Source organism: Streptomyces sp. NPDC048275 (assembly GCF_040652275.1).
GTDB lineage: Bacteria > Actinomycetota > Actinomycetes > Streptomycetales > Streptomycetaceae > Streptomyces.
On record NZ_JBEZLR010000121.1, the window covers coordinates 17,689 to 28,842 of the forward strand.

General features: G+C 68.0%; 11 protein-coding genes and 1 pseudogene. 2 read left to right on the plus strand and 10 right to left on the minus strand.

Translation table 11 applies throughout. The features are described 5' to 3' along the window. Positions 1-17: 17 nt before the first annotated feature. The 8 genes from AB0D57_RS41530 to AB0D57_RS41565 form a co-directional block, all read right to left on the minus strand. Positions 18-941, minus strand: coding sequence for an ABC transporter permease (locus AB0D57_RS41530; protein WP_362086241.1), 924 nt, complete (start codon positions 939-941; stop codon positions 18-20). Then, a complete protein-coding gene (locus tag AB0D57_RS41535; protein WP_362086244.1) occupies positions 941-1,789 on the minus strand; it encodes an ABC transporter ATP-binding protein in 849 nt (282 codons plus the stop codon). The genes AB0D57_RS41530 and AB0D57_RS41535 overlap by 1 nt, the downstream gene beginning before the upstream one ends. Before the next feature lie 38 nt (positions 1,790-1,827). Next, positions 1,828-2,946 (minus strand): ABC transporter substrate-binding protein, encoded by a 1,119-nt coding sequence (locus tag AB0D57_RS41540; protein WP_362086247.1) that lies wholly within the window; start codon positions 2,944-2,946, stop codon positions 1,828-1,830. A 110-nt stretch (positions 2,947-3,056) separates the two neighbouring features. Further along, the gene (locus AB0D57_RS41545) at positions 3,057-4,388 is read right to left on the minus strand and encodes a glycosyltransferase (RefSeq protein ID WP_362086251.1); all 1,332 of its coding nucleotides are present in this window, start codon (positions 4,386-4,388) and stop codon (positions 3,057-3,059) included. A 14-nt stretch (positions 4,389-4,402) separates the two neighbouring features. Next, positions 4,403-5,524 carry an ABC transporter ATP-binding protein gene (locus tag AB0D57_RS41550; protein ID WP_362086254.1) on the minus strand — a complete coding sequence of 374 codons (1,122 nt, stop codon included), beginning with the start codon at positions 5,522-5,524 and terminating at the stop codon, positions 4,403-4,405. Next, entirely contained in the window at positions 5,521-6,288 is a 768-nt protein-coding gene (locus AB0D57_RS41555) for an ABC transporter permease (protein ID WP_362086257.1), read from the minus strand. Before AB0D57_RS41555 ends, AB0D57_RS41550 begins: the two co-directional genes overlap by 4 nt. Beyond that, the gene (locus AB0D57_RS41560) at positions 6,288-7,163 is read right to left on the minus strand and encodes an ABC transporter permease (protein WP_362086260.1); all 876 of its coding nucleotides are present in this window, start codon (positions 7,161-7,163) and stop codon (positions 6,288-6,290) included. Before AB0D57_RS41560 ends, AB0D57_RS41555 begins: the two co-directional genes overlap by 1 nt. After that, positions 7,163-8,236: a spermidine/putrescine ABC transporter substrate-binding protein gene (locus tag AB0D57_RS41565; RefSeq protein WP_362086272.1), complete on the minus strand. Its 1,074-nt coding sequence runs from the start codon at positions 8,234-8,236 to the stop codon at positions 7,163-7,165. Before AB0D57_RS41565 ends, AB0D57_RS41560 begins: the two co-directional genes overlap by 1 nt. Positions 8,237-8,540: 304 nt before the next feature. Between AB0D57_RS41565 and AB0D57_RS41570 the strand changes: the two genes are divergently transcribed. Together AB0D57_RS41570 and AB0D57_RS41575 are read left to right on the plus strand one after the other, a co-directional pair. Further along, complete coding sequence (locus AB0D57_RS41570) at positions 8,541-8,882, plus strand: NUDIX hydrolase (RefSeq protein ID WP_362086263.1); 342 nt, start codon at positions 8,541-8,543, stop codon at positions 8,880-8,882. A 481-nt stretch (positions 8,883-9,363) separates the two neighbouring features. After that, positions 9,364-9,486: a hypothetical protein gene (locus tag AB0D57_RS41575; protein ID WP_362086266.1), complete on the plus strand. Its 123-nt coding sequence runs from the start codon at positions 9,364-9,366 to the stop codon at positions 9,484-9,486. Positions 9,487-9,514: 28 nt separating this feature from the next. Here the strand turns inward: AB0D57_RS41575 and AB0D57_RS41580 are convergent, their stop codons facing one another. Both AB0D57_RS41580 and AB0D57_RS41585 read right to left on the minus strand, forming a co-directional pair. Continuing rightward, entirely contained in the window at positions 9,515-10,084 is a 570-nt protein-coding gene (locus AB0D57_RS41580; RefSeq protein WP_362086269.1) for a DinB family protein, read from the minus strand. A gap of 55 nt (positions 10,085-10,139) precedes the next feature. Continuing rightward, positions 10,140-11,022: pseudogene (locus tag AB0D57_RS41585) on the minus strand (IS630 family transposase); the annotation flags it as partial. Positions 11,023-11,154 lie beyond the last annotated feature (132 nt).

The following is an 11,154-nucleotide window of genomic DNA, read 5'->3' on the forward strand; positions in this document are numbered from 1 at the left end:
ACGGTTCGGATCCGCGCTCATGCCCCGGTCACCCGGCTGTCCTCGGACCAGAAGGTGAAGCGCTTCTGGGCGAAACGGATGATGAAGTGGGCGATGAGCCCCAGTACGGAGAGCACCACCAACACGGCGAACATCCCGGCGATGTCGAAGTTGTAGTTGGTCTGCAGCAGGAGGTATCCCAGGCCCTCCTTCGCCCCGATGAACTCGCCGACGACGGCGCCGAGGATCGAGAAGACGATGCCGATGTCGAGACCGGCGAAGATGAAGGGGAGGGCGCTCGGCAGCCGCACCATCTTGAAGACCTCGAACTTGCCGGCGCCGAACACCGTGAGCATCTGGATCCGGTCGGCATCCGCCGAGCGCAGCCCCTCGATCACGTTGACCAGCATCGGGAAGAACGAGATCACCGCCGCCATGACGACCTTGCTCGTCATGCCGAAGCCGAACCACACGACGAACAGCGGCGCGAGGGCCACCTTGGGCACCGTCTGGAAGGCGACGATGTACGGCATGAAGGTCCGCTCGATCAGCCGCACCTGCGAGATCGCGGTACCCAGCACCAGCGCCGCACCCACGCCGAGGAGAAAACCGTACAGCGACTCCAGCACCGTGATCTTCAGATGGCCCCAGAACAACGGGTCGGACAGCTGTGTCCGCAGGGCGTCGAAGATCTGGGAGGGACGGGGCAGCACGTAGTCGTCGACCCCGAAGGCGGGGACCGCGAACTCCCACGCCAGCACCACGATCACGAAGACGGCGGGAACGAGCAGCAGCTCGGGGCGCTCCCGCAGGTCCACGCGGGGCCACTTGCCGTGCCCGGTCGGCGACTTGGCCGAGGCGGCGCTCGTGGCCCCCTGACTTCCGGCGCCCGCCTTGGTCTTGGTGGTCTTGGTGGTTTTGTTGGTCTTGTTGGTCCTGGCCATGGTGATGGGGGACCTCATCAGCCGATCACGCCGGTGGCGTTGAAGTGGCTGCGGATCCGCTCGACATGGACTCCGGCCCGGTCCGAGGCCATGGCGCTGAGTGCACGCGGGCGTTCCAGCTTGATGTCGACGATCTCGGCGATACGGCCGGGCCGGGGACTGAGGACCAGCACCCGGTCGGAGAGGAAAACCGCCTCCGGGATGGAGTGGGTGACGAACACGATGGTCTGGCCGCTCTCCCGCCAGATCCGCAGCAGTTCGACGTTCATGTACTCGCGCGTCATGGCGTCGAGCGCGCCGAAGGGCTCGTCCATCAGCAGCACGGCCGGGTCGTGCACCAGGGCCCGGCAGATTCCGGCGCGCTGCTGCATCCCGCCACTCAGCTCATGGGGGTATGTGTCCTCGAAGCCTTCGAGGCCGACCATCGCCAGCAGCCTCTCGGCCCGCTCCCGGTACACACGGGCGTCGAGCTTCTGCACCTCCACGGGCACCATCACGTTCTGCAGAACGGTCCGCCATGGCAGGAGGGTGGCCGCCTGGAAGACCATGCCCACCTCGGGCAGCGGCCCTGCCACGTCGCGGCCCGCGACACGGACCGCGCCCTCGCTCTTGGGGACGAGCCCGGCGAGGATCTTCAGCAGCGTGGTCTTGCCGCACCCCGAGGGGCCGACGACCGAGAGGAACTCACCGCGCCGCACCGTGAAGGTGATGTCCGACAGCGCGTGGGTCGGCTCGGACCTGCGCGGCCGGTAGGTCTTGTGCAGCCCGTCGATTTCGATCCAGTGGCCTTCGTCCACGTCGGGCGCGGGGACCGCGCCCCGGCCCCGCGCGCTCTGGCGGCGGCGGCCCAGAGTCCTCATCGCCATAACGGCCTCCCTGCCTTCCTGGTGGTGCGTCCCGGTCGCTACTCGGCAGCCTTCGCCTTCTCGATCACAGCCGCGGAGTCGAAGCCGTTCGCGCCCTTGAGCAGGCCGCCGTCCCACAGCTCTGGGAGAGGGACGTCCTTGGTGATCTGGCCGGACGTCTTGGTGTAGGCGACCGTCTTGTTCCACTCCTCGTCGCTGATCGCGCCCCAGTCCTTGAAGCTCTCGGGCTCACCGGTGGCGGGGACGGCAGTCTTGATCCACGCCTGGAGGGTCTTGGTGTCGTCGCCGATGCGGTCGTCGGCCTTCTTGCCGGTCAGCAGCTGCGGGAAGGCCCGGTAGCCGTCACGCATGGCAGCCTCGGGGTTGACGGAGGAGAAGAGCAGTGCCTTGTACGAAGCGCGCAAGTAGCGCGTCAGCGCGTCCTTCTTCTCCTTCAAGGTCTTCTCGGTCACCGCGAAGGTCAGGGAACGGATGCCCTCGAAGGCATCGGAGTTGTCCAGATAGCGGAACTCCGTGCCGGTGTTCTCGATCGTGGTGTACGCCTGCGTGTACAGCGCGAGTACATCCACTTTGCCGTTCTCCAGGGCGGACAGGGCCTGCGCGCCCACACCGACCGGCAGCAGCTCGATGTCCTTGGCCACGTCCAGGCCGGCGTCACCCGCGTACGCGCGGGCGTAGATGGCCGAGCCGGAGGCGAGGCTGATGACACCGATCTTCTTGCCCTTGAGGTCGGCAGGGGTCTTGATCTCGCTGTCCGGCTGGACCGCCATGCGCCACGGCCAGTTCCGCACCAGGCCGCCGATGGCCTTGACCGGGACGCCCTTCTCCCGCGCGGCGAGGATGGCTCCCGCGTCGGCCGGCGTGATGTCGGCGCTGCCCGAGGCGACGGCCTGGACCGCGGCGACCGAGCCGTCGGTGTTGATCACGTCGACCTTCAGCTTCTCCTCGGAGAAGTAGCCTTCGGCGTCACCCACCGCGTAGGTGGCGACTTCTTCCTTGGGAGCGATCACGGCCGAGGGAATGGCGAGGTCGAGCGTGGCCCGGCCGCTTGAGTCGCCGTTGGAGGACGACGAGGAGGACCCGCCTCCGCAGGCGGAGAGCGCCGCGAGGGCGGCGAGGACGGCGGCACTGACGCCGAGCCGTAGGGACTGCTTCATGTTCGGCACCTCTGTCCATCCGTTCCACCAGGGAGCAAGGGATGTCAGTCGACGAGTTCCGCGCCGGACGCGGCGGGCGCTCGTTGTTGCGCTCGGCATGCCGACCCGCCTCACGTGGGCGGCCTGAACTCACCGACGCCTGCCTGGTGGAGCCCGCGGCCACGCTGCTCGATGAGGTCCGCGGCGGTACGCAGCCCGTCGCGGGCCCGGATGGTCTCGGAGGCTTCCGTCAGGGTGCGCCGCAGACGCGTGTCACCGAGTAACTCCGCGAGGGCAGCGTGCAGTTGACCGTCGGTGAAACGGTACGGATCAAGCCGGACGCCGTAGCCCAGCTCGGCGATCCGCTGGGCGTTGTCGTACTGGTCCCAGAACAGCGGGAGCACGATCATGGGCTTGCCGAAGTGGAGGCACTCGGTGGTCGTGTTGTTGCCGCCGTGTGTGATGACGAGGTCGACCAGCGGGAGGATCCGCGTCTGCGGGAGGAACTCCGCACCCCACATGGTGGGCGGGAGCTCGATCTCGTCGTGCAGGGGCCCCTTGGAGACGATGTAGCGGTGCGGGGTGCGCGCCAGCGAGGCGATGACCCTGCGCATGAGGTCGACGTCGGCGGAACCGAGCGAGCCGAGGCTGAAGTAGATCAGTGCGCCGTCGTCCATGCCGCCCGGGGGGTCGGCCAGCTGTGCGGGCAGGGTGAACTCCTCGTCGGTCTCCCGCACCGAGGAGTCCAGCCGGTGCCAGGTGGGACCCAGAGGGCGGGCTTCGGTGTAGTCGGCGATCTCCGGGTAGACGTACAGGTTCAGATCACCCTCGTGGATGAACTCCAGATCCGGGAGCGGCCGTGCACCCTGTTCCACCACCCATGCGTTGAACGCGGCCCATACGTCGCGATGTGTACGGTCGTACTCGGCACGGAACTCGGCCCAACGTGCGCTGTCGTCGGCCGCGTACCCGGAGAAAGGTGGGGGAACGTGCTCGCCCTTCACCTCCAGCGGGTTGCAGGAGACGATCCGCACGAGGGGGACGCCCGCCGTGGTCAGCGCGGGGAGGCAGACGACGTTGTCCTCGACGATCACGTCCGGCCGGACCCGGTCGATGATCTCCTTGAGCTGAGGTTCGCAGTACCGGGCGCCGGATACCAGCTCCTCCCAGACCGGCCTGACCAAAGTGCCCAGCTGCTCGATCGTCGGCTTCCTGAACTCGGGGGCGGTGTCCCTTATGAAGTCCTTCCAGAACTGGCCCGCCTCCTGGGGCTTTTCGGGCGGCGGGGCCAGGTCGACCAGATCCTCCTCGAAGCCGAGCGTGGTGAGCCTGCCCTTCCAGGACGCCTCGGCCGCGAACACCACACGGTGACCTCGGCGGCGTAGTACGTCGCCGATGCCGACGCAGTTGTTGGTCGGACCGTATGCGCTTTCCGGCGCGAAGAGGATCGTCAGTGGTCTCATGGGTCTCATGGGACTCATGGGGCTTGTCCTCTCGTTTTCCAGGTCGTTGTCTCTTCTGTCTCGACCAGGACCGCGCTGCCCGGGTCCCAGGACAGCGCGACCGGCGTGCCGGCGGTCACCGCAGCCGGACCCGACGCGACGACCAGGACCGGCGGTTGCAGGCCGGGGACTGTGACCGCGATCCGTGAGGAGCCGCCGTGGAAGCTGACGTCCAGGACGGTTCCGCTCAGCAGGCCCTCGCCGTCCTCCGTGTTCGCGGCGGCGACCCGGATGCTCTCCGGGCGTACGGCGACGAGCCCCGCTCCGGTCCCGGCGCCGGCGGGAGCCGGCAGGACACCGACGCCGGGCACATCCAGTCCGCCGGAGGGCCGCAGCTGTCCGGAGAAGATGTTGTTGGAGCCGACGAAGCCTGCGACGAACCTGCCCTGCGGGCGCCGGTAGAGCTCGACGGGGGTGTCGACCTGCAGGACCCGCCCACGGTCCAGGACGGCGATACGGTCGGCCAGCGACATCGCCTCCTCCTGGTCGTGCGTGACGACGAGGAAGGTGATGCCGGCCTCGTGCTGCAGGCGCTTCAACTCCAGCTGCATCTCCGCGCGGGCGTGTCTGTCCAGCGCCGACAGCGGCTCGTCGAGGAGCAGCAGGCGGGGCCGTTTGACGATCGCGCGGGCCAACGCGACACGCTGCCGCTGACCGCCGGACAGCTGGTGCGGCCGTCTGCGCGCCTGTGCGGTCAGCCCGACGGTGGCGAGCACCGCCGCGACCCGTTCACGGATCTCCGCCCGGGGAAACCGTTCCCGCGCCAGTCCGTACGCGATGTTCTTCTCCACGCTCATGTGCGGAAACAGGGCGTACGACTGGAACATCAGGTTGACCGGCCGCCGGTGCGCGGGTACCCCCAGCAGGTCCCGGCCGTCCAGGCTGACGGTGCCGCTGTCCGGCGTCTCGAACCCCGCGAGGACGCGCAGCAGCGTCGTCTTCCCGCAACCGCTCGGACCGAGCAGGGCGAAGAACTCACCCGCCCCGACGTCCAGGTCGACCCCGTCCAGAGCCATGGTGTCGCCGAACCTGCGGGTCACGCCCTCGATACGGACCAGGGGCGGCGGGGCCGGGGAGGACGGCGGGTTCGGGCTCACAGCGCCTCCGTGAGCCGGCTCAACCGCTGGGCGGCGATCACCACGGTGAAGCTGACCGTCAGCAGCACAGTGGCGAGTGCGTTGATCTCCGGGGTCACACCGAACCTGATCATCGAGTAGATGACGATCGGCAGGGTGGGATCCTTCGGTCCCGCGGTGAAGAAGGCGATGACGAACTCGTCGAGCGAGAGCGTGAACGCCAGCAGCGCGCCCGCCACGATCCCCGGGGCGAGGGTCGGCAGGGTGACCCGGAGGAACGTGCTGACCGGTCCCGCGCCGAGGTCCCGGGAGGCCTCCTCCAGTGCGGGGTCGACGTGGGCGATCCGGGTGCGTACGACGGCCGTGACGAAGGCGAGGCCGAAGACGGTGTGGGCGAGCAACACCGAGTGCAGGCCGAGGGTCGCCGCTATGAGCGAGTAGAAGGCCAGCAGGCCGATCGCGAGCACGATGTCCGGCAGGACGGCGGGCAGCACCGACAGAGTGTGCAGCAGCCGCGACCGGCTTCCGTGGCGGGCCAGCCCCACGGCCAGCAGCGTGCCCAGGACGGTGGACAGGCCCGTGGCGCCCGCGGCCACGATCATCGTGTTGGCCAGACCCCGCAGGACCTCGTCGTCGCGCGCCAATGTGCTGTACCAGTCGGTGCTGAACCCGGACCACTCGTAGGGGCTGTCCGACCGGGTGAAGGACATCACCACGAGCACCACGACGGGCGTGTAGAGGAACACGTACGTCAGCCACAGCGGGAAGAGCCTCAGCCGGCGCATCAGCGACCGCCCAGTCGGTGCCCGGCCCACGCCTGCGCCATGAGCAACAGGACCAGGAACGCGATGAGGGCGAGGGCCAGTACCGAGCCGAACGGCCAGTCCCGCGCCGTCAGGAACTGGTCCCTGATCAGGTTGCCGACCATGACCGTGCGCCCGCCGCCCAGCAGTTCGGGGACTACGAAGTTGCCGAGGCTGGGTACGAAGACGAAGATGCAGCCGGTCAGCACGCCGGGCAGGGTGAGCGGAAGCGTCACGCTCAGGAACGTACGGGCCGGGGGCGCACCGAGGTCGGCAGAGGCTTCGAGCAGTCGCCGGTCGACCCGCTCGATCGCCGAGTACAGCGGCAGCACCATCAGCGGAAGATAGGCGTAGAGCAGTCCGACGACGACGGCTGGCTCCGTGTAGAGAAGCTCCAGCGGCCGGTCGATCACCCCGATGCCGGTGAGGGCCGTGTTGACCACGCCCTGGCTGGACAGCAGCACGATCCAGGCATAGGTACGGATCAGGAAGTTGGTCCAGAACGGCAGGACGACCAGGACCAGGGCGACCGTTCGCCATCTCCGGGGCAGCCGGGCGATCGCGTACGCCGTCGGGTAGCCGAGGACGAGCGCGAGCACCGTGGTGATGGCCGCGATCCTCAGCGAGTCCGCGAGGACGCCGGCGTACAAGGAGTCGGCGATCCTCGCGAAGTTCTCGCCGGTCACGCCGTCCTCGTACGCGATGCCGCCGAAGCGGCCCCGCCGGAAGACCGTGTAGCCGACCAGCAGGGCCAGCGGCAGCAGGAGCAGGACGACCAGGTACGAGAGGCCGGGGCCGATCAGAACGAAGCGGGCTCGCACACGCGGTCCCGAGCCCGCCTTCACCCGGCGGACCATCAGCCCGCGGTGACTTCCGTGACGATCCGGGTGTAGGCCGTGGAGGCGTCCCCGAGGTCGACGACGGACTCGCCCTGCACCAGTTGCTCAGGCGTGATGGCGAGGGCCGGGTACTTCTTGAACAGGGCCGGGTCCACCTCGGCCATCGCCGCGTCGTTGGGGACCTTGTAGAAGATGTTCGAGGCGACCCAGGAGTGCACCTTGGCGTCGAGGATGTAGTTGATGAAGGCGTGGGCCGCCTCCTTGTTCTTCGACGACTTGAGGATGACCATCGTGTCGGTCCAGAGGTCGCTGCCCTCCTTGGGGACGACGAACCCGATCCTCTTGTCATCGGTCGGGCACCAGCCGTCCCAGGCCTCCGCCAGAACCGTCTCCCCGGACTTGAGCCGGTCACCGAACGTGGTGTCGTCGTACGCGAGGAGTCCCTTCTTCGCGGTGAGCAGCAACTCCTTGACGCGGGCGAGCTGTTGCTGGTCGGTGGTGTTCACCGAATAGCCGAGCGCCTTCTGCGCGGGGAGGAAGAGCCAGCGCTCGGTCTTCAGCATGGTGATCTTCTTCTTGAGCGCGGCGCGCGGCTTCAGCAGGTCGTTCCAGCTGTCGGGGGTGTAGCCGGCGAGGTCCTTGCGGTAGCAGAGCCCGGTGGTGCCCCAGGTGTACGGGACGGAGTAGACGTTGCCCTTGTCGTGAGCGAGACGGGAAGCCAGCGCATCCAGGTTCTTGAGATGCGGGACCAGATCGTGATGGATCGGTTCGAGCAGCCCCTGTGCCGCGAGCGCCTGCGCGTACTGGCCTGATACGAACGCCACGTCGATGCCGCTGTCGGAGGAGGCGGTCAGTTTGGCGACGATCTCCTCGTTGGTCGTGTGCTTCGCGACGGTCACGGGCGTACCGACGGAGGACTTGAACCGGGCGGGAAGATCCTTCGGCATGTAGCCGTCCCAGTTCGAGACCGTGAGCCGCTGCTTGCTCAGGTCCGCCTTGGGGTCGAGTGACGCAGGGGCGGCGGGGCCGCTTCCTCCCCGCTCGCCGTTACCGCCGCATGCGGAGAGAACGAGGGCGAGGACGGCCGCCATCGCGCCCACGGGAACGTGCCTGAACCTTGGTGCATGTAACACGCCACTCCCTTGCTGTCGAGACCAGCCGGCTGAGCGCGGGGCCGCGTCCGGTTCGCCGACAGGCTCGCGGGCGGCATCGATTCCGGAGTCTCGCATCATTGACGTGCACCGGGCAAGACGGCGGGGTCGCCCGGCGTCCGCCTTACCGCAGTGACCTGGTCGCCACGTGCGCCACTGCCTCCGGCAGTTCTGGACAGATCGGCGGGGACAGGTCCTAGTGGAACTCACGCGCTGATTCAGGCACGCCGGTAGGGGAATCTCCGTGACGATCGAGGCCCAGACAGCAGTTGCCGCTGCCATCGTCGTTGAGGACGAGCGAGTCTTGCTCGTGCGGCGACGAGTCGCGGAAGGAGCACTTTCGTGGCAGTTCCCGGCAGGGAAGATCGAGCCTGGCGAAGCTCCCGAAGAGGCTGCAGTGCGTGAAACCCAGGAGGAGACAGGGCTCCTGGTGACCCCGACTAGTGTGCTGGGACAACGGGTTCACCCTGTGACGGGCCGGAAGATCTACTACATCGCATGCCGAGCCGTCAGCGGCGAGGCGGTCATCGCGAGTGATGAAGAAGTGGCCGGCCTGGCCTGGGCTGCGCACAGCGAGATCCCATAGTACGTTCCGTATGGGCTATTCGAGCCGGTCCAGGACTACCTCGACGAGGCTCTGCTGCCGTGAGCTCAGTCAGGTCAACGCCGTTGAGAAGCCCGGAGCGTGTTGTCCTTATCGGGGCTGGGGTGGCAGGGCTCACCACCGCCGTCGTTCTTGTCGAGGGCGGGGTTCGCCGGTCAAACCGACCACGACGGCTGCGCCTCGACGAGCATGGTCGAGGCGGCCAGCGTGGGCAGAGACTCAGCTGCGTGAGCCGCCGAAGGAGCTGGGCCGTGTCGGAATCGGTGTGCTGCTTCGAAGGCGTCGGCGACCTGGCGCAGGTGGTCCTCGCCGTGCAGGGCCCGAGACCCGAGACGGCATCTACGAGACCGCCCGGCAGTCGGTGTCGCACGGCGCCCTCGCCCTCCGGTGCGTGGAATGCCCAGACCGTGAGGGTTCTCCCACGCCACCTAAATCGGGCGACGGGCCGGTGCAGATCGCGAGGATGTACAAACTCACGAAGGCGTCGGCCGTCAAAGCCCGCACCCAGGCCATCAATCAGGCCAAGCCCTTCCTCATTACTGCTGACCCCGCCTTGCGGGAAGAGCTGGCCCACCTGGTGCTGTGACCGGGAACGTTCGCCGGGGGCAGCTCGATCAGTCCGGTCGTGCTGCTTCCCACCTCCATGTGGTTTGGCGAGGGAGGCCGTCGAGTTCTCCGCGACCGGTGCACCAGAGGAGTACCTGGGTGGGGTCTCCGGGCGGGGCGGCGGGGAAGAGCCGGTTGAGTACTGCTGCGCTCAGTGGTGCTGGTGGTAGCCAGTCCACGGACAGTCCCTGCGTGATGTCGTAGGTGTGCAGCAGGGTTTCGGCGACGCCCATCGCCGCGAAACCTTCGGGGTCGCACGGGCCCCAGTGCCAGGCCCTCAGGGTCGGGGTGGCTGTGGCCAGGGCGCTGCTGAGCAGTCTGCCGAGGGCGGTGACGGCCTGGAGTACTTCGGCCGGCGAGGCAGTGGGGCGAATGTTCAGGTCGATGGGAAGGTAGGCGTCGGCGGGCTGTGCTGCCAGCTGCCCTGCGTAGGCCAGCAGGTCGTGGCCGATGTGGGCTGCTGTTTGCCAGCAGGTCCATTCGAGCGGCCCCGCTGGCACCGTCCAGTCCACGGCGGTATGGGGGTCAAGCACCCGCAGCATCTCTGCCACGGCGGCGTCGACGTCTTGATGGTCCATGCAGAGCTCCTCGCGGTCCGTGTTGTGGGAGTGGGCTGTGCCGGTTGTCGATCCTTCACGCCGCCGGGCATCTGGCACGTCCGCCCCAGCGGATGCCTTTCTCGCTGCGGATGCGGGCACGCTCTCGGCGTTGCGCGGCGAGTACGTCGGGGTCGCGGGCGTGGGCGTTGCGCCAGCGCAGGTAGCGGTGCAGGGCCCGGGTCTGCGTGGGATGGCTGCGATGGTGGGAGTTGGCCAGGGTGAACTGCCGCAGCGGCCCGAAGTGGGCCTCGATCGGGTTGGCCCAGGAGGCGTAGGTCGGGGTGAAGCACAGCTCGACCTTGTTCTTCTTCGCCCAGCGGCGGATGTCCGCACCGGTGTGGGCGGAGAGGTTGTCCAAGATGATGTAGATCGGGGCGCCGTCGGGTCGGGCGGCGCGGATCGATTTCAGCGCCGCCAGGGTGTTGGCGGTGCCCTTGCGGCGGCGGTTGACGCCCCACAGACGGTCGTCGCCGACGGAGTAGCAGCCGTGGAAGTAGGTGACGCCGTGGGTGCGGCGGTAGGTCGCCAGCAGCCGGTCGCGCTTGCCCTGTTTCGCCCAGCAAGAGCCCGCGGTAGGCCGGATCCCCAGCGGCCCGAACTCGTCAAAGGCGAACACGCGGCCGGGTAAGCGCCCCAGCACCTGCTCGATCCGGTCGAGCTTGGCGTCGCGGTCGGGATCTCGGGACTCCTTCCAGGTCTTGGTGCGCTGGAAGGGTGATGCCGCGGCGCGACAGTAGGCACCGTAAGGCTTCCCGGCTGATGCGGATGATACGCCCGTGCACACGGCGCAGGTAGGCGGCGAGTTTGCGGATCGACCAGCGGGTGAAGGGCTGACCGAGCTTGGTGGGGCGGGTGGCGGCCGTCTGGACGACGAAGTCCTCGTCGTCAGGCTTGAGCAGGCGGGACGGCCTCCCGCCCACTGAGACACCTCACGCGGCTAAGTGTCAAGCCGCGGCGGCAAGTTGGACTGGGAACGCGGTCTGTTCGTCGAACAGTTCGTGTTTCTGGAGGCAGTGGTAGAGCTGGCCGATCATGCGGTTGAAGAGGTT